Annotated in this window: 18 protein-coding genes; all 18 read right to left on the bottom strand. The window is 55.8% G+C overall.

Annotated features, from left to right (window positions below):
- Positions 1-259 precede the first annotated feature (259 nt).
- Positions 260-4,594, bottom strand: coding sequence for a PolC-type DNA polymerase III (locus COHPA_RS0101080; RefSeq protein WP_027084342.1), 4,335 nt, complete (start codon positions 4,592-4,594; stop codon positions 260-262).
- Between the two features lie 403 nt (positions 4,595-4,997).
- Complete coding sequence (gene proS / locus COHPA_RS0101075) at positions 4,998-6,455, bottom strand: proline--tRNA ligase (protein WP_027084341.1); 1,458 nt, start codon at positions 6,453-6,455, stop codon at positions 4,998-5,000.
- Between the two features lie 26 nt (positions 6,456-6,481).
- A complete protein-coding gene (gene rseP / locus COHPA_RS0101070) occupies positions 6,482-7,744 on the bottom strand; it encodes an RIP metalloprotease RseP (protein WP_027084340.1) in 1,263 nt (420 codons plus the stop codon).
- A gap of 95 nt (positions 7,745-7,839) precedes the next feature.
- Positions 7,840-8,979: a 1-deoxy-D-xylulose-5-phosphate reductoisomerase gene (locus tag COHPA_RS0101065; RefSeq protein ID WP_027084339.1), complete on the bottom strand. Its 1,140-nt coding sequence runs from the start codon at positions 8,977-8,979 to the stop codon at positions 7,840-7,842.
- Positions 8,980-9,026: 47 nt separating this feature from the next.
- Positions 9,027-9,818 (bottom strand): phosphatidate cytidylyltransferase, encoded by a 792-nt coding sequence (locus COHPA_RS0101060; RefSeq protein WP_027084338.1) that lies wholly within the window; start codon positions 9,816-9,818, stop codon positions 9,027-9,029.
- Complete coding sequence (locus tag COHPA_RS0101055) at positions 9,799-10,617, bottom strand: undecaprenyl pyrophosphate synthase (protein WP_027084337.1); 819 nt, start codon at positions 10,615-10,617, stop codon at positions 9,799-9,801. Before COHPA_RS0101055 ends, COHPA_RS0101060 begins: the two co-directional genes overlap by 20 nt.
- An 84-nt stretch (positions 10,618-10,701) precedes the next feature.
- Complete coding sequence (gene frr / locus COHPA_RS0101050) at positions 10,702-11,256, bottom strand: ribosome recycling factor (protein ID WP_027084336.1); 555 nt, start codon at positions 11,254-11,256, stop codon at positions 10,702-10,704.
- A complete protein-coding gene (gene pyrH / locus COHPA_RS0101045; protein ID WP_027084335.1) occupies positions 11,256-11,984 on the bottom strand; it encodes a UMP kinase in 729 nt (242 codons plus the stop codon). The genes frr and pyrH overlap by 1 nt, the downstream gene beginning before the upstream one ends.
- An 89-nt stretch (positions 11,985-12,073) precedes the next feature.
- Positions 12,074-12,724, bottom strand: a complete 651-nt coding sequence (tsf, locus tag COHPA_RS0101040) for a translation elongation factor Ts (protein ID WP_027084334.1) — start codon at positions 12,722-12,724, stop codon at positions 12,074-12,076.
- Between the two features lie 137 nt (positions 12,725-12,861).
- Positions 12,862-13,560: a 30S ribosomal protein S2 gene (gene rpsB, locus COHPA_RS0101035; RefSeq protein ID WP_027084333.1), complete on the bottom strand. Its 699-nt coding sequence runs from the start codon at positions 13,558-13,560 to the stop codon at positions 12,862-12,864.
- Between the two features lie 205 nt (positions 13,561-13,765).
- Positions 13,766-14,332 carry a hypothetical protein gene (locus COHPA_RS0101030; protein ID WP_027084332.1) on the bottom strand — a complete coding sequence of 189 codons (567 nt, stop codon included), beginning with the start codon at positions 14,330-14,332 and terminating at the stop codon, positions 13,766-13,768.
- Positions 14,325-14,903, bottom strand: coding sequence for a DUF6115 domain-containing protein (locus COHPA_RS0101025; protein ID WP_027084331.1), 579 nt, complete (start codon positions 14,901-14,903; stop codon positions 14,325-14,327). Before COHPA_RS0101025 ends, COHPA_RS0101030 begins: the two co-directional genes overlap by 8 nt.
- Positions 14,904-14,932: 29 nt before the next feature.
- Positions 14,933-15,226 carry a hypothetical protein gene (locus tag COHPA_RS0101020; protein WP_156926573.1) on the bottom strand — a complete coding sequence of 98 codons (294 nt, stop codon included), beginning with the start codon at positions 15,224-15,226 and terminating at the stop codon, positions 14,933-14,935.
- An 86-nt stretch (positions 15,227-15,312) separates the two neighbouring features.
- Complete coding sequence (locus COHPA_RS0101015; protein ID WP_027084329.1) at positions 15,313-16,725, bottom strand: FapA family protein; 1,413 nt, start codon at positions 16,723-16,725, stop codon at positions 15,313-15,315.
- 16 nt (positions 16,726-16,741) lie between these two features.
- A complete protein-coding gene (locus tag COHPA_RS0101010) occupies positions 16,742-17,530 on the bottom strand; it encodes a FliA/WhiG family RNA polymerase sigma factor (RefSeq protein WP_027084328.1) in 789 nt (262 codons plus the stop codon).
- 15 nt (positions 17,531-17,545) lie between these two features.
- Positions 17,546-17,977 carry a hypothetical protein gene (locus COHPA_RS0101005; RefSeq protein WP_027084327.1) on the bottom strand — a complete coding sequence of 144 codons (432 nt, stop codon included), beginning with the start codon at positions 17,975-17,977 and terminating at the stop codon, positions 17,546-17,548.
- A 2-nt stretch (positions 17,978-17,979) separates the two neighbouring features.
- A complete protein-coding gene (locus COHPA_RS0101000; RefSeq protein WP_027084326.1) occupies positions 17,980-18,474 on the bottom strand; it encodes a chemotaxis protein CheD in 495 nt (164 codons plus the stop codon).
- A complete protein-coding gene (locus COHPA_RS0100995; protein ID WP_035119825.1) occupies positions 18,471-19,058 on the bottom strand; it encodes a chemotaxis protein CheC in 588 nt (195 codons plus the stop codon). The genes COHPA_RS0101000 and COHPA_RS0100995 overlap by 4 nt, the downstream gene beginning before the upstream one ends.
- Positions 19,059-19,066 lie beyond the last annotated feature (8 nt).

The raw sequence follows: 19,066 nt of genomic DNA, 5'->3' as shown, positions 1-19,066 counted from the left end.
TATACCTCCCGATGCTTCAAATGGATATCTGCAGGCGTCACAACGCAAAAAGGCCGATGACAAAACTTAAAGAGTGGGTTTCCCCACTCTTCTGCAGACAGTGATATCCACATGATTACCAAAATTAATATACCATAACCTGCAATCCGCTGGCAACCACATCTTTCCCGTAACAACGCCGCTTGACGGCGATCCCTGCTCCCCGCGTCCGGGCAAAGTACGTGGAATCAACTCCGGGGCATTGCTTCGCTTTGCGAGGCTAAAAGAGCATCAATTGGTTCGACTCCGGCAGTCCGCGGAATACGCCCATGCCGCTGAGCACCTCGACGATCGTCTTGCTCGCCTTGGAGCGCTGCTGGAAATCTTCCACGGACAGGAAGTCGCCGTCCTCGCGGGAAGCCGCGATGTTGCGGGCCGCGTTCTCCCCGACGCCGGCGATCGCGCCGAACGGCGGGATCAAGCTGTCGCCGTCCACGATGAACCGGGTCGCGTCGGAACGGTACAGATCGATCGGCTTGAATTTGAAGCCGCGCGCCGCCATCTCCAGACCCATCTCGAGTATGGAAATCATGTTCTTCTCTTTGGTCGTGGCTTGGAAGCCTTTCGCCTCGATGTCGATCAGCATCTTGAGAATCGCGTCATAGCCTTGGCAGAACAGCTCGACGTCGAAATCGCCCGCGCGAACCGAGAAGTACGTCGCGTAAAATTCGATCGGATAATATAGCTTGAAGTATGCCGTGCGAACCGCCGAGATAACGTAAGCGGAGGCGTGGGCTTTCGGGAACATGTACTCGATGCGCAGACACGAATCGATGTACCATTGCGGCACTTTGCACCGCTTCATCTCCTCGATCCACTCCGGCGTGAGTCCTTTCCCTTTACGCACGCTTTCCGTAATCTTGAACGCGAGGGACGCCTCCATTCCCGCTTTATAAATAAGGAAAAGCATGATATCGTCGCGGCAGCCGATTACGGTCTTGATCGTGCACGTGCCGTTCTTGATCAGCTCTTGCGCGTTGCCGAGCCATACCCCGGTTCCATGGGACAAGCCCGAGATTTGCAGCAAGTCGGCGAACGAGGACGGCTTCGTTTCCTCCAGCATTTGTCGAACGAACCGCGTGCCCATCTCCGGAACGCCGAACGTCGCGACCGGCGACCGGATCTGTTGAGGGCTAACGCCGAGCGCGTCCACGGAGTTGAACAGGCTCATGACCTTCGGATCGTTCATCGGGATCGTCGTCGGATCGACGCCGGTCAAGTCCTGCAGCATCCGCATCATCGTCGGATCGTCGTGTCCGAGTATATCGAGCTTGAGCAAGTTTTCGTCGAACGCGTGGTAATCGAAGTGCGTCGTCTTCCACTCGGAGTTTTTATCGTCGGCCGGGAATTGAACCGGCGTAATATCCTCCACTTCGATATAGTCCGGAACGACGACGATGCCGCCCGGATGCTGGCCCGTGCTGCGCTTGACGCCCGTACATCCCGCCGCCAGCCGATTCAGCTCCGCGCCTCGCCAGCTTTTGCCGTGCTCTTCCTCGTATTTCTTAGCGAAGCCGAACGCCGTCTTCTCCGCGACCGTGCCGATCGTGCCCGCCCGGAACACGTTCTTCTCCCCGAACAATACTTTCGTATAGTTGTGGGCGTGCGGCTGATATTCGCCCGAGAAGTTAAGGTCGATATCGGGAACCTTATCGCCTTTGAACCCGAGGAACGTCTCGAACGGAATGTCCTGACCGTCGCCTTTCATCGGTTCGCCGCAGTCCGGACACGTTTTGTCCGGCAAGTCGAAACCGGAAGGCACGCTGCCGTCGAGGAACCATTCGCTATGCTTGCACGCTTTGTTCTTGCACAAGTAATGCGCCGGCAGCGGATTAACCTCCGAGATGCCGAGGAACAGCGCGACGACCGACGAGCCGACCGAACCCCGCGAGCCTACCAGGTAACCGTCGGCGTTGGACTTCTTTACGAGCCGCTCGGAAATCAAATAGTTCGCGGAGAAGCCGTATTTAATAATCGGAACAAGCTCCTTCTCGAGCCGCGCGACGATGACCTCGGGCAACTCCTCGCCGTACATCTCCTTGGCCGTCGCATAGCACGTATTGCGAATTTCCTCGTCGGCGCCATCGATGATCGGCGAGAACAGGCCGTTGTCTGTAGGACCGCCCTTCTTCGGAAACATATCGTACGTCTCGAACCGCTCCGCCAGCTCGTTCGTGTTGCGTACGACGACCTCGTAGGCTTTGTCCTTGCCGAGGAATTCGAACGCCTCCAGCATCTCGTTCGTCGTGCGGAAATGCGCGTCCGGCTTGCGCTGATCCTTCAGCGGACTAAACCCGGTAATGCCGAGAATCGTAATGTCGCGGAACAGCTTCTCTCTCGGCAGCAAGTAGTGGACGTTGCCCGTCGCGATGACGGGCTTGCCGAGCTTATCGCCGATGCGGACGATGCGGCGCAGCGCTTCTTCGAGCTCGGCGCGGCTGCCTACCAGCCCTTTGTCCAGCAGGTGCATATAGAAATCTAGCGGCTGGATTTCGAGCACGTCGTAGAAAGCCGCCACGTCCTCCGCTTCCTCCTGCGACTTGTTGAGCACCGTCTCGAACAGCTCGCCCTTCTCGCAGCCGGAGATGATAAGGAGTCCTTCGCGCAGCTCCACTAGCTTGCTTCTCGGCATGCACGCCACGCGGTTCATGTAATCGGTGTGAGACATGGAAATCAGCTTGTATAAGTTCTTCTTGCCGACCGCGTTCAGCGCGTACACGCCGCAGTGGAACGGGCGCGACGTCTTCCAGCTGTCGACGTTCACTTCGTTCAGAATATGAAGTCCCGTCACGCCGCGGGCAGCGGCGTCCTTCAGCAAGCCGTTCAGGATACCGGCCAGCGCGATCGTATCGTCGATGGCGCGGTGATGGCTTTCGAGCGACACTTTGTACAAATCCGCAAGCGTGTTGAGACGGTGGTTTTTCATGTGCGGATGCAGATACCGCGCAAGCTCGAGCGTATCGAGCGCCGGGTTCGGAATCGGCGGCAATCCGTGCCGCTTGCAAGCCTCCTGCATGAAGCCGACGTCGAATCTCGCGTTGTGGGCGACGAGCACGGCGTCCTCGATGAAATCGATGAACTCGCGGAGCTTCGGCTCAAGCTCCGGCGCGTCCTTGACCATATCGTCCGTAATGTTCGTCAGTTGTTGAATGTTATAGGGAATCGGCTCATGCGGGTTGATGAACGTCGCGAACCTGCCGATCTCCTGGCCTTTGTGCATCTTCACGCCGGCTAACTCGATAATCTTGTTGTTCGTGACGGACAGACCCGTCGTCTCGATATCGAATACGACGTAGACGGCGTCTTCGAGACTTTCCTCGCGCGGGTTCAGCACCATCGGCACCGCGTCGTTGACGACGTTCGCCTCGACGCCGAACATGACCTTGATGCCGTGCTTCTTGCCAGCCTTCGCGGCGTCGGGGAAGCATTGCACGTTGGCGTGGTCCGAGACCGCGATCGCCGTATGCCCCCACTTGGCTGCCGTCTTAATATATAGGTCGACCGGAGTAACCGCGTCCATCGTGCTCATCGTCGTGTGAAGATGGAATTCGACGCGCTTCACTTCGGCATCGTCCTTGCGCTCCGGCGGAGCGACGACTTCTTTAATATCGTTCGGAAAAATAACGAGCTCGGGCGGGTTCATGAACCGGTCGTACTCGACCTTGCCGCGCATCTTGACCCACTTGCCGTTGGCAAGCAGGCTGAGCATCTTCGCGTCTTCCTTGTTTTTGGCGAACATCTTCACGTTCAGAGAGTCGGAGAAATCCGTCACGTTGAACGCGAACAGCGTGCTGCCCGTCCGAAGCTCTTTGACCTCCAAGCCGAATACCGCGCCTTGGATCGTCACCTTCTTCTCTTCCTCTTGAATTTGCGAGATCGGGACCGGCTCTTCCTTGATCTCGTAGCCGTGCTGGAGCACCTGAGGCGGCTCGCCTTCTGCCGCAGCAGCCGCTTCCTTGGAGTCGGCCATCAGTTGCTCGATCGCGTCGCGGTTTTCCTGCTGAATCTTCTGCGTGAACTCGCTCATCATATCCGGCCGCGCTTCGCCGACCGTCAGCTTGAACCGCGTCGCGCGCTGGAATCTTTCCTCGAAGAAGCGGGCTGCGTGAACGTCGATTTCTTTCTTCTTGGCAAGCTCCAGGTTCATCACGGTGTGCAGCGTGACTGTTACGACGTCTTTGTCGTCGTAGTCGACTTCGGCTTTCGCAAGCCAGCCGTTGACCGATACGACCGACTGCTGCATCCACTCGACGAACAAGCTCCAATACGCCTGCACGATCGCCCCCGTAGGAACGGCTTGGGCGTACAGCAGCACGGTCTGAATGTCCGCGTGATGGCCAAGCTTCGCTCTCATCCGCTCTGTCATGCCGGCGTATACCGCGGCCGGCAGCAATTGAGTTAGCCCGATATAGAACGTCCATTCCTTCTTGGACGGACTGATTTCCAAACGATCCAAATAGCCGTTAGAATAATACTCCTGCTTCCATTCGGCAGGAAGCGCCGCTTGTTGCATCAGCACTTCGAAGCCGTGTCGTTGTTTATCCGTCGGCTGCATCTTCACATTCCTCTCCGCTTACTCTCTAGTTATTCTACCTGATGAGGTAGCCCCCTTCAATAGAATGGAAGTAGATTCCGAGGGTGATGGACGAGCCTCGATGGAGCAAGAGCGAACAACCCAAATAACTCGCATATGCATTTATTACTCTCAAAAAACAGGTTGTTACGCAAAACACCACAAATACGCAGTTAATCGGAGCAAAAATCCGCCAATCCGTTCGATCTCAACCAAATAAATATCGATTTGTTGTTATTTATAATCTGAGGGTAATTGGTTACAAAATAACCGTCGATTCTTGGTTATTGGCTCCACAGACCGTAAATTTGAGCGGAACATCTTTTCCTACAAATAAAAAATGAGGTGTCCCCCGCCGTTTCCGGCAAAGAACACCCCTTCATTCTTAATAAGCTCTTGCGAACACGACCGTATGCTTCGCCGCATCGCCGCATACGAGGCAAGTCGACTTCTTCTCGGCCGGTTCGAACGGAATGTTCCGGCTCGTCGCGCCGGTTTCCGCCTTCACCGTGCTTTCGCAAGCGTCGGAGCCGCACCAGCCGGCTAGGCCGAAGCCGCGGCTTTGCTCCATCGCCGTCTTGAACTCGTCCAGCGTATCTACGGAGAACGAATTCTCCTCGCGGAACGCCAGCGCTTTCGCGTACATATCGCCGTGAATTTGCGCGAGCAGCGCTTCGATTTCGGCGACGATGTTATCGAGCGCGACGGACTTCTTCTCGCCGCTTACGCGGGAGACGAGGACGCATTGGCCGTTCTCGATGTCGCGAGGCCCGATCTCGAGACGGATCGGAATGCCGCGCATTTCGTATTCGTTGAACTTCCAGCCCGGAGATACGTCCGCGCGGTCGTCCACGCGAACGCGAACGCCTGCGGCTTTAAGCTGCGCGTACAGCTCGTCCGTCTTGCCGATCACCGTCTCGCGGGTTTTCGGAGGTCCGATCGGAATCATGATGACTTGGGTCGGCGCGACCTTCGGCGGCAATACGAGACCGCGATCGTCGCCGTGCACCATGATCGTGGCGCCGATCAAGCGGGTGCTGACGCCCCAAGACGTCGTATGGCAATATTGCTGCGTATTCTCGCGGTCGAGATACTTAATGTCGAACGCAACGGCGAACTTCGTCCCAAGATAGTGGGACGTACCGGCCTGAACCGCGCGGCCGTCCTTCATCATCGCTTCGATCGAGTACGTATCGACCGCTCCCGCGAACCGCTCCGACGGCGTCTTCTCGCCCTTGATGACCGGGATCGCGAGTACGTTCTCCACGAAATCCGTGTACACGTCCAGCATCGTCATCGTTTCTTTGCGGGCGTCCGCTTCGTCCTCGTGCGCCGTATGGCCTTCCTGCCACAGGAATTCGCTCGTGCGCAGGAACGGCAGCGTTCTTTTCTCCCAACGGACGACGTTCGCCCATTGGTTGATCAGCACCGGCAAGTCGCGGTAGGAGTTGATCCACTTGCTGTACATATGGCCGAACATCGTCTCCGACGTCGGACGGACGGCAAGGCGCTCCTCGAGCTGCTCTCCGCCCGCTTCGGTCACGAACGGCAGCTCGGGATTGAACCCTTCCACGTGCTCCTTCTCTTTCTGGAAGAAGCTTTCCGGAATGAACATCGGGAAGTACGCGTTGCGGTGACCCGTCGCTTTGAACCGGGCGTCCAGCTCCTTCTGGATGTTCTCCCAAATCTCGAAGCCTTCCGGACGGAACACGATGCAGCCGCGGACCGGCGAGTAATCCATCAATTCCGCCTTCTTGATGACGTCTATATACCAACGCGAGAAATCTTCGCCCTGCGGCGTAATTTCCGTAACGAACGCTTGCGTCTTCGAATCCTTCGACATAACGCTCCCCAACTCCTGACAACGGCTTAGTGTCTGACTAATCCTACGATATCGTTATAAGTGACGACGACCATTAACAGCATTAACATGGCGAAACCGATGAAGTGCACCATGCTCTCCCGGTTCGGATCGATCGGTTTGCCGCGAATCGCTTCGATTCCGAGGAACAGAAGTCGGCTTCCGTCGAGCGCCGGTATCGGCAACAGGTTAAAGATGCCGAGATACAGGCTGAGGATTCCCGCCCACATTGTCAGTTGGGCGAATCCTTGCTTCGCGATCTCTACCGTCAATTGCGTCGTCTTGACCGGTCCGCCAAGGTCGTCCAGCTTGAACTCTCCGAATATAAGCTTGCGGAAGCCTTCGAATATTCGCTCCGTCATATCGACCATCGAAGTTCCGGCGAACTTGATCGTCTCGCCGATGCCCGGCTTTCTCGCCTCTCCCGTCGGCACGACGCCTACTTTGCCCGTCGCCGGGTCAGGCGTGACCTTAATCGGCACATCGACGCCGTCCCGCTCGACGATCCAATTCATCGGCTTCCCGACCGATGCCTCGATCTTATCGATGAACAGCTGGACGTCGGCTCCGATCGGCGTATCGTTGATCGACTTGACCCAATCGCCTTTCTCCAAGCCTGCCGCAGCGGCCGGCTTTCCGGCTTCCACGTGGGCGATCAAAATTTTGGTCGGGTTGTCGACGGGTACGCCTTGCAGCACGATATAGAGAGCGAATAAGACGTATGCGAGCAAGAAATTCATGACCGGCCCGGCGAAAATCGCAAGCGCCCGCTTGCCTACCGGTTTCTGGCCGAATTGGCGATCAAGCGGAGCGATTTGCGTCTCCTGCCCTCTCGCGATCAAGAGCGCGGCAGGGTGCACATCGAACCGCTCGACGTCTCCGTCGACGTCTAGCGTGACGTACAGATGCTTCTCCAAGTCGATCGCCTTAATCTCGCCGCGAAGAACGTCCGAGCGTTCATCTAGCCGGTCGAGATATAGACGGGTGACCCGATTGTCTTTGATCCGGATCGCGATCGTCTGACCGGTCTTGATTTCGACGACTTCCGGATCTTCCCCGGCCATCCGAACGAAGCCCCCGATCGGCAGCAGCCGAAGGGTGTAGCGGGTTTCCCCTCGCTTGATCGAGAACAGCTTCGGCCCGAAGCCGATCGCGAACTCGCGTACCAATATGCCAGCCCTGCGGGCGAAATAGAAATGGCCCCATTCGTGCAGCGATACGAGCAAAAAGAACATGAGCACGGTCAATAACGCGACCTGAATATTTCCCATCGATTCAACTCCTTACCCGTTGCCCGTACAAGCGGCTGATCTTAGATTAACATTATTCTCCCAAGCGCTACAAGAGAATACCGTCTTCCGGATATTTAACGAAAAAGCGCTTCGCGGCGGGCCCAGCCGTCCGCTTCGAGTATCGTCGCCAAGTCCGGGGATCTTACGGCGTCGTGACGCGCAAGCACCTCCGCGATCGTATCCTCGATCGCCAGGAAAGAGATTTCTCCCTTCAAGAAACGAGCAACGGCGATTTCGTTCGCGGCATTGAATACGGTCGGCGCCGTTCCTCCAGTCCTTCCCGCTTCGTAAGCCATCCTTAAGCACGGGAACCGCCCGAAGTCCATTTCGCGAAAACGAAGCGTTCCCGCCTTTACCAAATCCAGCGGAGAAGCCGGGGACGGCCGCCGCTCCGGATACGTGAGCGCGTATTGAATCGGAACGCGCATGTCCGGATTGCCGAGCTGCGCGATGACGCTCGTATCCACGAACTCGACCATCGAATGGATGATGCTCTCCGGATGAAGGACGACGTCGATCAGGTCGTACGGAAGCCCGAACAGCCAGTGGGCTTCGATGACTTCCAGCCCTTTGTTTACCATCGTCGCCGAGTCGATCGTAATTTTGGCGCCCATGCTCCAATTCGGATGCTTGAGCGCATCCTCTACCGTAACTCCGATCAATTGATCGCGCGTACGATCGCGGAAACTGCCGCCCGATGCGGTAATAACCAACCGTTTGATCGCCTTCGCGTCTTCCCCGTTCAAGCATTGGAAGATGGCAGAATGCTCGCTGTCGACGGGCAGCAAGGAGATTCCTCTCTCCCTCGCTCGTTGCATGACGATGTGCCCCGCGGTCACGAGCGTTTCCTTGTTCGCAAGGCCGATGCTCGCGCCGGCGTCGATCGCTGCGAGCGTAGAACGAAGCCCGATGCTGCCGGTCAGCGCGCAGACGACGAACGATGCGCCCGATCCTGCCGCGACTTCGATCAGGCCTTCTTCTCCGAACACGACTTTAACGCCGGCCGGCACCTGCTGTCTTAACATATCGGCGGCGTCCTTCGTTCCTACCGACACGAGCTTCGGCTTGAACGCATTCACCTGCCGCAGAAGCAGCTCCACGTTGCCGCCGGCGGCGAGTCCTACGACTTCATAGCTGTCCGGTTCCCGAGAGATGACGTCGAGCGTTTGCGTGCCGATCGAGCCCGTACTGCCGAGCACCGCTATTGTTTTCATGGAACTAACCTCCGCTGCCTTCTGTTACTATGTAATGAAACCCCTCGTTATTGCGGCAATAAACCGAGCAAATGCACGAGCGGAAACACGATCAGCCAGCTATCCGTACGATCCAGCACGCCGCCGTGTCCGGGCAATAGATTGCCCGAATCCTTGACTCCGCGGAATCGTTTGTACGCCGATTGAACGAGATCGCCCAATTGACCGGCCACCGCCGCCGCTAAGCCGATTAACGCGGCATCGCCGTAGCTAAGCCGATCCGGCTCGACGTACGCGAATATGCCCGCCGTGATCATCGCGATGACAAGACCGCCGATGGCGCCTTCGATCGTCTTGTTCGGACTGATCGCCGGCCACAGCTTCGTCCGTCCGATCGCTTTGCCGACGAAATACGCGCCCGCATCCGACGCCCATATGCAGAAGAACGTCAGAACCGACCAGAAGATGCCGTGCGTCATCTCGCGCGTGACCGCCATATAGTGAAAACCGATCCCGACGTAGATGACGCCGAGGAACAGAATGCTTACGTGCTCTAATTGTATACGGTTCTTGCTGAAAACCGTTCCGGTCAGCAGGACGAACATGAGCAGCCATGCCATGACTTTAAAGGAGGGCATGTCCCAATCGAACGGAATTTCGGGCAGCGCGAGAATGCCGACCGCCGCGAAACCGATCAACACGTCGGCTCTCAGCCAAGATTGTCCGTTCAGTCTAACGAATTCCCAGAACCCCACAAGCGCAAGAACCGCGAGAAAACCCGAATAATACCATCCGCCCGCCCAGAGCAGGAAGACGAAAGCCAGTCCCGCGGTTACTCCGCTAATGATCCGCTGTTTCATGCTGCAAAAGCCCCCCGTAACGGCGCGATCGCCGCTGATACTCCCGTATCGCTTCGTATAGATGCTCTTCGCCGAACGAAGGCCAGAACACGTCCGTGAACCAAAATTCGCTGTATGCAACCTGCCACAGCATGAAATTGCTCAAGCGGAGCTCGCCGCTCGTGCGGATCAGCAGATCCGGGTCCGGCAATTCGCCCGACAACAGCTTGCTTCCGAACATCGCTTCATCGATGGCTTCCGGATCTAATCGACCCGCTGCGGCTTGCCGCGCAAGCTCGCGAGACGTTTCGACCATTTCGTCGCGGCTTCCGTAGTTTAGCGCGAAATTAAGGATGAGGCCTGTATTGTCTTTCGTGCGCGCGATCGCTTCGTCGAGTGCGGCAAGCGTATGGCCGGGCAGCAAATCGCGTTTGCCCATCATCCGGACCTGCACGTTGTTCTCGATCAACTCGCCCAACTCGAGCGCCAGAAATTCCTGCGGGAGCTTCATCAGAAATTCGACTTCCGCTTTAGGGCGTATCCAGTTTTCCGTGGAAAACGCGTACAACGTCAATACTCTGACGCCGATACGGTCAGCTGCCTTCGCAATCCTCTTAACGGTTTTCATCCCGCTATGGTGACCTGCTATTCTCGGAAGCCCGCGAGCTTTCGCCCAGCGGCCGTTGCCATCCATAATGATGGCTACATGCTCCGGAATGTTGTCTCCCGTCGGCAATTCGTTCGCTTGCGCCGACCGAATGCCCTCCGAAGTGAATACGCCGATCCGAAGCTTGCGGAGCCACTTGAAGAAGCTGCCCATCGTTCTTCCCCCTCAGACGCTTGATCCAGCCCGTAATAAATGAGAATAAACCCCACCTGGCGGAGGGGCTCATCCGGAAGCTCTTTATACTTCCATGATTTCTTTCTCTTTGGCGAGCAGTATTTTGTCCACTTCGGCGACGTAACGGTCCGTAATTTTCTGAACGTCGTCTTGATGGCGGCGAGACTCGTCTTCGGAAATTTCGCCCTTTTCCTTTTTCTTGATGTCGTCGTTCGCGTCGCGGCGAATGTTGCGGATCGCCACTTTCGCTTCTTCGCCGAATTTCTTCGTCTGCTTCGCGAGGTCCGCGCGGCGCTCTTGCGTGAGCGGCGGAATATTGATGCGAATGATCGATCCGTCGTTCGCCGGGGTGAGCCCGAGGTCGGACTTCAGAATCGCTTTCTCGATCGCCGCAAGAGCGGATTTGTCCCAAGGCTGAATAATGAGCGTGCGGGAATCCGGCGTATTGATCGAGCCCATCTGATTGACCGGCGTCGGCGTGCCGTAGTAATCGGCTTCCACTCTATCGAGCATCGAGGCGGATGCGCGTCCGGCCCGCAGCGTTTGCAAATCGCGTTTCAACGCGCTTAGCGCTTTTTCCATGCGATCTTCCGCGTTTTTCTTAATCGCTTGTGGCATTAGTCAAGACTCCCCTTCACAATGGTGCCGATCTTCTCGCCGAGGACGGCACGCTTAATGTTTCCTTTCTCGGTAATCGCAAACACGAGAAGCGGGATATTGTTGTCCATGCAGAGCGAGGAAGCGGTGGAATCCATGACGCCGAGGTTTTTGTTCAGAACGTCCATGTACGTCAATTGCTCGTATTTTTCCGCGCTTGCATCTTTGAACGGATCGGCGCTGTATACGCCGTCGACTTTGTTCTTGGCCATGAGGATGACCTCGGCTTCGATCTCGGCCGCGCGCAGCGCCGCGGTCGTGTCGGTGGAGAAGAACGGATTGCCCGTGCCTGCGGCGAAAATGACGACGCGGCCCTTCTCCAAGTGGCGAATCGCTCTTCTGCGGATGTAAGGCTCGGCGATCTGTTGCATAGCGATGGAAGTTTGCACCCGTGTTGGCACGTCGATCTGTTCAAGCGCGTCTTGAAGGGCAAGAGAGTTCATGACGGTCGCGAGCATGCCCATGTAGTCGGCGGTCGCGCGGTCGATCCCCTTCTGGCTGCCGGCGATGCCGCGCCATATGTTGCCGCCGCCGCACACGATCGCGACTTCAACGCCTAGCTCGACGACTTCCTTCACTTGCTGCGCGATCGACAGGATGGTCGACGCTTCGATGCCGTATCCGTTCGTGCCGGACAACGACTCTCCGCTCACCTTCAATACTACGCGTTTATATACGGGACGCTCCATTTGTACCTCCATCATATCCACTGTAATTTCTTTCCTTGCGATCGCTCAAAAAGGGGGAACACCGCGTGTTCCCCTTTTTAAATTTACTATTATTGTTTCACTTGAGCCATAACTTCTTCGACGAAGTTGTCCACTTTTTTCTCGAGGCCTTCGCCCAGCTCGAAACGAGCGAAACGACGGATCGAGATTTTCTCGCCGATTGTCGCGATTTTCTCGTTCAAGAGCGTCGTGATCGATTTGTCCGGATCTTTAACGAAAGCTTGCTCCATGAGGCAGTTTTCCTCATAGTATTTGTTCATGCGGCCTTCAACCATCTTGTCGACGATTTTCTCAGGCTTGCCTTCGTTGAGCGCTTGGTTGCGCAGGATTTCTTTTTCTTTGTCCAGTTCGGCTTGCGATACTTCTTCGCGGGACAAGAACTTAGGGTTAGCCGCTGCGATGTGCATGGCGATGTCGCGCGCGAACGATTTGAATTGCTCGGTTTTGCCGACGAAGTCCGTCTCGCAGTTGATTTCGACGAGAACGCCGATGCGTCCGCCGCCGTGGATGTAGGATTCTACTACGCCTTCCGTAGCGATGCGGTCGCCTTTCTTAGCCGCGGCAGAAAGGCCTTTCTCGCGAAGCAGCTCGGCTGCTTTCGTCAGATCGCCGCTTGCTTCCTCCAGCGCTTTTTTGCAATCGAGCATGCCTGCTCCCGTTCTTTCGCGTAGCGTTTTAACGTCTGCTGCATTAATAGCCATTGTAGCGTCCTCCTCGTGGATAAGCCCTTGGGCGCCTTGCTCAAGGGAAACGTTGGTTATGTTCTTTTTTACAAAAAGGGCGGTGAGAAGTTTTCTTCTAACCACCCTTTCAGCTTGCTTATGTGATTGCGAACGATTTACGCGGTCGTTTCTTCGCCTTGGCGGGATTCAACGATTGCGTCAGCCATCTTAGCCGTAAGAAGCTTAACTGCGCGGATCGCGTCGTCGTTGCCCGGGATTACATAATCGATTTCGTCCGGATCGCAGTTCGTGTCGACGATACCTACGATCGGGATGCCGAGCTTGCGAGCTTCCGCTACCGCGATACGCTCTTTGCGCGGGTCGATGATGAACAGCGCGTCAGGGAGCTTGCGCATGTTTTTGATGCCGCCGAGGAATTTCTCAAGACGATCTTTCTCTTTGCGGAGAAGGATGACTTCTTTCTTCGGAAGCACTTCGAACGTGCCGTCGTTCTCCCATTTCGTCAGCAAGTGCAGACGATCGGTACGCTTCTGGATCGTAGCGAAGTTCGTCAGCGTACCACCCAACCAACGTTGGTTGATGTAGTATTGTCCGCTGCGTTCCGCTTCTTCCTTAACGGAATCTTGCGCTTGTTTCTTCGTGCCGACGAACAGCATCGTTCCGCCGTTCTCAGCGAGCTGGCGTACGAAGTTGTAAGCCTCGTCGACTTTCTTGACCGTCTTCTGCAGGTCGATAATGTAAATGCCGTTACGTTCGGTAAAGATGTACTTGTCCATCTTCGGGTTCCAACGACGTGTTTGGTGACCGAAGTGCACGCCTGCTTCAAGCAGTTGCTTCATGGAAATGACTGCCATCTCTACTGCACCTCCTAGTGGTTTTTGGTGAATCTCCGCCGCTTCTCGCGCTTTCCGCCAAAACTTAATTGCTTGTCGCAAGTTAAGCACCTTTGACGAAATTGAAAAGCGTGTGTTTTTTACACCGAAAAATAATATAGCATATCGAAGGCGCGAGCGCAATGGAGATACGGCACGTTACCCAAAAAAATACCCGCGCGAGCCTTTAGGGCTTCAAGCGGGTAAGTTCCGTCATAATTTGGCGATACGTCGGCTTGCCCGTGAACACGGATGTCCCGACTTTAAGATCTTTGGCGATCGACCAGCATTTGTCCAGAAAATCGTCCCCGTCATCGACAACGCCGAGTTGTTCGAGTTTTGCCGCGACTTCCGTAAGCGTCATGCCGTACTTCACGTATAAGGTCGTCGCTTTCGGTTCATCCGGTTCAGTCGCGCCCGGGGATGCCGATGCGGACGCGTCGCTCTCCGGCGAAGCTTCCGCCCCCGGCTCGGCGGCTTGCTTATCGCTAGGTGCCGAAGACGGCTCCGCGTTATTCGCCTTTTCCTGGGCTTGCAGCAACGCCTCTTCGATCTTCGCTTGCAGCTCATCCTCGGTATACATGGACTCTTCGGCCGAATAGATGACGTAACCGGCAGCTTCGGCTTGTTTCTCCAATTGCTCCCGGGTCAGCGGCTTCGTTTGATCTTGGGCCGCCAGGATCAGCTGCAGCATCGAAGCGCCGATCATAAGCCCGATGCCGAGTCCCATCAGCCAGCTTCGATATTTACGCATGCTGCTCTTCCTCTCTGCGCGCCAACTGCAGAACCAACTGCACTTCGCCTTTATTCAGCCCGAGCGACTTGGCGATCTGTTCGACCGACCGGCCTTTGTCATGAAGCGCCAGCAGTTCCGGATATCTGCCTCGTATCGAGGTCGGAGGAACCTGGATCGGTTCCGGCTCCGGATCTTTCGCCGGCTCCGGTTGGACGAACGTATGAGGTTGTGAGGGCGCGTCGGTCGTCGCCGGCTCATCTTGACGGAATTCGGGCGTGGCGGCAGGAATCGGCGCAGCGGTTGCAGCCGTCGTCGCGGCTTGCAACGACCATAGCTTCATCTGATGCTCCATGTCGACGATTCTGCGGCTTAGCTTGTCCACGGTCTCGTCTTGCTCGCGCTTAAACTTGGCGACCGCATCGACCAGCTCGCGATTTTCGGCTTCGAGATCCTCGAGCAATTGCTCATAAGCGGAGTCGCTTGATAATTCCGAATCTTTGCCTTTCGAGGAAGGCTTCGGCATCATCCACGCGTACCCCGTAATCGCTACGCCTAGCAGTACAACGCTTAACCACGGACTTGGCGTCATTAGAACAACCCTTCTTTCTTGCAGTACGGTTAACCTATGAAATCGATATGTTTGCCTTTATACGGATGTTTGGGAGGCGGTGCGCTTGCAGAACCCGATGGCTGTTCTTCTTCGTGCGAATGTTTCCCTGCTCCGGATTGACTGCCTTGCTCGCGCGCGCCACGGTCTTTGATCGTACCTTTGGCGGACGACTCCGTCTTCTGGCTCCTCTTGGCTTCGTGTTCGGCGTTCTTGATCGTTTGATGGGCCAGCGCGGCTTGTTCGATGATCGGTCTTTGCTGCTGATGCTGCGCGAGAGGAGTCATTTCTACCGTGCGAGGCAATGAGGTCTGGATATCGATAGACTTATAGCTCAGGGCAAGTCACCTCTTCCTACGCTATTGCCAAGCCTTCTAGCCGTTCGTGTCGGTTAATTGTAAGGCACCATGACGATATCGCCGTCCATGAATCGGAATGAAACCCGCTGCGAGCTGTCTTTGATGAAACGAGTGTATCGGCCGATCACGATTTTCGTGCCTCCGAACAACGTATGCGTGGCGTCTACGCGAGCCGTCGACGCATCCTCTAACGATTTCTCGATTTCCAGCGTGCGTTCCTTGGCGGCTTTCATCTCTTCGATCGTCTGTTTCTTAGTGACGGACAGCTTCGTGCGAAGCGCAAGCTTATCCGAGGCCAGCTGTCCCGTCGAGGCCAACTGATCGAGCAGCGCAAGCGCTTTTTCCGTTTTATCCAAGCTTTCGGTCAATTGTCTGATCGTAGATCTAAGATCGTTCAGCTCATGTCTGAGCTCCGGCTTAACGCCGACCTCGACCGATGTCGCGGTGGACATGGAGTTGCCGATCATGCGGGCGGTTACCCGATCGCCGGCTTGCACGAGTCCGCCGACGACTAATCCTTTGGAGCCTACGCACTGCACGAGCCGGCCGGCGCGTATGTTGGAGTGCATGATACTCTGAGAGACATAGATATCTTCTCCAGCGAGCACGTTGCCTTCTTGAATGAAGGAGCACTTCACGTTGCGTCCGGCTTTGACGTAACCTTTATTGCTGCCGATGATGCCGCCTAACACCTCGATCGAACCGTCCGATTCGACTTCCGCGCCCTCGATGCCCCCGGTTACGCGAATATCCCCCGACGCTTTGACCCGGAATCCGGTTAGAATATTGCCTCGGATGACGACGGTGCCGACAAAATCGATATTCCCGACGCGATAATCCACGTCTCCGTTCACTTCGAACACCGGAAAGACGTTCAGCTTTTCTTTCTCCGTCTTCGTTACAAGGCCGTCGATTGCCGCGTACATGGCGATGCGCTCCGGATTGACGACGACGTTTTTGCCGATTTTGAAATGCGCTTCTTTACCGTCTCTTGGGGCAATCTCTTCACCCGTAACCGCTTTGCCCGGCGTGCCGGGCTCTGCCGGGATACGCTCGGCGATCAGTTGTCCGGCTTTGACGTTCGCGAGCTGTTTCAATTCCTTATAATCTACGCTGCCGTCTTCCCGCTCCGCGGGTCCTTTGCCTTCTTCGCTGGAATCGAACATATAGCGGATATAACCGTCTCTGCCGTTGGTCGGCGGCGTTCCGGCCGCAACGATATTCTGCGTGAAGTAGAAGGCTTGCGGATTTTGCGAGATTAAATACAAAGTGTCCGCTTGCACGCCGAATTTTACACCGTTCTCGCTCAGAAATTGCTCCAAATCCCGTACCGTCAGCGCCATGTTGCCTTCGACCCGGCGAAAGATAAGGTGCGCCTGCAGCTTATCATCGCTAATCGTCACTTGTAAGCTATCTTCCAATGATTGCGTATCGTTATTAGCCAATGGTATCCCCTCCTTGTTAACCGTTTTGCAACAAATGATCTTTCTGTTTCGCCAGTGCACCCCGCAATCTTAGAATCGCTTTGGAATGAAGCTGCGAGATCCTTGATGGCGAAAGGCACATGACTTCGGCGATTTCGCTTAAAGAAAGGTCATCGTAATAAAATAAAGAAACGACCGTTCTCTCTTTTTCGGTCAATTTCTGGATGCCGTAGACTAGCGATTCCTTTAAGTAGGTTTCATGGACCGTATACTCCGGATTGATCGCTTTATCGTCGACGAGGAGCGACATTCTCGTCTCGGATTCTTCTTCTCGGATCGGATCCTCCAGCGAACAGACGGCCGCCACCGCGACCTCCTGAAGCATTTGTTGAAATTCTCGATCGCTTATATTCAAATAGGCGCATACTTCTTCATCCGTAGCGGAGCGCAAATGCTTCTGCTCCAGTACCGCGTATGCATCCTCCATTTTTTTCGCTTTATCACGTACGGATCTGGGTACCCAGTCTCCTTGACGAAGGCCGTCGAGGATCGCTCCGCGTATTCTCCACGAAGCGTACGTTTCGAATTGGAGTCCCCTTGTATAATCGAACTTCTCGATCGCATCGATTAATCCCATGACGCCGTTGCTGGACAAATCGTCTTTCGTCACGTTCTTCGGCAACCCTACCGCCATACGGCTTGACACATAATCAACCAAGGGCAAATACTGCTCGATGAGCAGCTTACGCGCCTCTGAATCCCCGTTTTCTTTCCATCTGAGCCATAACCCATGATGGGACACCTTAGATCGTGTTTGCTCGACCATTCTTGCTCACCATCCTTATTCGTCCGTCAGGCGACGTATCGCCTGAACCACTTCCTCCGGATTCGGATTGTCAAGCGACACCAACTGTTTAGGCTCGAGCGGTTGGAAAGACGTGCTTTGCGCTTCGCCTTTGCCGTCCGACCAGCGTTCTTTCATCATTTCCGCCAGTTCATCCCCTTCGTCAGGGGTAATCAAGTCGAGATTGCTTCCGCGGTCCTCGCTTGATTCGTCTTGCGCGTCGGTTATAGCCGGCCCGGACTCTTCGCTTGGGTGCAGCAATTGCCCGAGCAGCAGGCTAATCACGAATGCGATGGCGGTGAACGTCGCGAAGGCGTACACGCCGCGGACGAGCGTTGTTCCGATCGGATTGCTAGCGTAAGAGAACAACCAAGTCAGCAATGCGCCGAATCCGCCGAATCCGACATTTATTCGCCAGTTACCGATCATCTTTAAATCTCCTTTATGCCGTGCTGTACGCTACGAATACTGAACACGCCGGTTCCGCTGTCCAGCTCGACGGTACGGCCGTAGTTGCCTCCGGTATCTTCCCCGATCAGCGGAATGCCGAGCTGCGTCAAAGCCAGCTTCGTCGCCTCGACGTTCCGGGGTCCGATTCTCATCGAATCCGAACCGTTCGCAAAAGCGAACATTTGGGCGCCGCCGGCCATCTTGGCTACTAGGCGCCCGATACTGGCGCCTTTCCTCTTAAGCTGCTCGATCAATTCGGGAACGGCCGTATCCGCGTATTTCGCGATGTTCAGCTGTCCTTCGCGAGCGATTTCGGAAGAAGGCAGCATAATATGCGCCATTCCGCCGAGCTTGAGTTGCGCGTCGTAAAGGGTTAACCCCACGCACGAGCCAAGACCGGTCGTGCGGATGATCGCGCCGCCCGTGCCGACGTTCAAGTCCGCCATTCCTACTTTGATGAGAACTCCTTCTGTCATTCGATCGGCACTCCCAACGCACGGAACAGCTTATCGAACGACTCGGGGTCCGGAATCAAGAAGAAATGTCCCTCCGCTTCCTGTTGCCCTTCCAAGAACGTCGTATCGATTAGCAGAGCATCGTCGCCCATCGTGCCGAATTGAACCAAGCCGTAGCTCAGAATCGCTCCGGCCATATCTACGGCGAGAGACGGCACGGTAGGCGACATGTGCAAGCCGGTGAAGTCGGCCAGAGAAGACAAGTAAGAGCCAGCCAAGATGTTGCCGATTTCATTAAGCGCGGACAGTTCCAGTTCGCTGTAATCGTCGTTCTCGGCAGCTTCGAACCCGAGCAGACCTCGTAGGATTCGCCTTGCCGGCTCTCGATTCAGGATGAAGAACATATTGCCCGGAGCGTCGCCTTCCACGCGCAGGAATATGGCGATGACGACGGCTTCCGAACCCCCTACCCGCTCCGCGATCGCTTCGAAAGGAACGAGGCTGACCGTCGGAACCGCCATGTCTACCGGCTTGTCCAGGAGAAGCGATAACGCGGTAGCGGCGTTGCCCGCACCGATATTGCCGACTTCCCTCAGTACGTCCATTTTGAAAT

Source organism: Cohnella panacarvi Gsoil 349 (assembly GCF_000515335.1).
In the GTDB taxonomy this organism is placed as follows: domain Bacteria; phylum Bacillota; class Bacilli; order Paenibacillales; family Paenibacillaceae; genus Cohnella; species Cohnella panacarvi.
This window is presented reverse-complemented; position numbering and strand designations above follow the sequence as displayed.

Excerpts from the sequence above, each read along its gene's own strand:
- tsf (WP_027084334.1), bottom strand. The coding sequence starts at position 12,724 with ATGGCTATTAATGCAGCAGACGTTAAAACGCTACGCGAAAGAACGGGA.
- COHPA_RS0101000 (WP_027084326.1), bottom strand. The coding sequence starts at position 18,474 with ATGACAGAAGGAGTTCTCATCAAAGTAGGAATGGCGGACTTGAACGTC.
- COHPA_RS0101060 (WP_027084338.1), bottom strand. The coding sequence starts at position 9,818 with ATGAAACAGCGGATCATTAGCGGAGTAACCGCGGGACTGGCTTTCGTC.
- proS (WP_027084341.1), bottom strand. The coding sequence starts at position 6,455 with ATGTCGAAGGATTCGAAGACGCAAGCGTTCGTTACGGAAATTACGCCG.
- COHPA_RS0101080 (WP_027084342.1), bottom strand. The coding sequence starts at position 4,594 with ATGCAGCCGACGGATAAACAACGACACGGCTTCGAAGTGCTGATGCAA.
- COHPA_RS0101055 (WP_027084337.1), bottom strand. The coding sequence starts at position 10,617 with ATGGGCAGCTTCTTCAAGTGGCTCCGCAAGCTTCGGATCGGCGTATTC.
- pyrH (WP_027084335.1), bottom strand. The coding sequence starts at position 11,984 with ATGGAGCGTCCCGTATATAAACGCGTAGTATTGAAGGTGAGCGGAGAG.
- COHPA_RS0101005 (WP_027084327.1), bottom strand. The coding sequence starts at position 17,977 with ATGATCGGTAACTGGCGAATAAATGTCGGATTCGGCGGATTCGGCGCA.
- COHPA_RS0100995 (WP_035119825.1), bottom strand. The coding sequence starts at position 19,058 with ATGGACGTACTGAGGGAAGTCGGCAATATCGGTGCGGGCAACGCCGCT.
- COHPA_RS0101030 (WP_027084332.1), bottom strand. The coding sequence starts at position 14,332 with ATGCGTAAATATCGAAGCTGGCTGATGGGACTCGGCATCGGGCTTATG.
- rseP (WP_027084340.1), bottom strand. The coding sequence starts at position 7,744 with ATGGGAAATATTCAGGTCGCGTTATTGACCGTGCTCATGTTCTTTTTG.
- COHPA_RS0101025 (WP_027084331.1), bottom strand. The coding sequence starts at position 14,903 with ATGACGCCAAGTCCGTGGTTAAGCGTTGTACTGCTAGGCGTAGCGATT.
- frr (WP_027084336.1), bottom strand. The coding sequence starts at position 11,256 with ATGCCACAAGCGATTAAGAAAAACGCGGAAGATCGCATGGAAAAAGCG.
- COHPA_RS0101010 (WP_027084328.1), bottom strand. The coding sequence starts at position 17,530 with ATGGTCGAGCAAACACGATCTAAGGTGTCCCATCATGGGTTATGGCTC.
- COHPA_RS0101065 (WP_027084339.1), bottom strand. The coding sequence starts at position 8,979 with ATGAAAACAATAGCGGTGCTCGGCAGTACGGGCTCGATCGGCACGCAA.
- rpsB (WP_027084333.1), bottom strand. The coding sequence starts at position 13,560 with ATGGCAGTCATTTCCATGAAGCAACTGCTTGAAGCAGGCGTGCACTTC.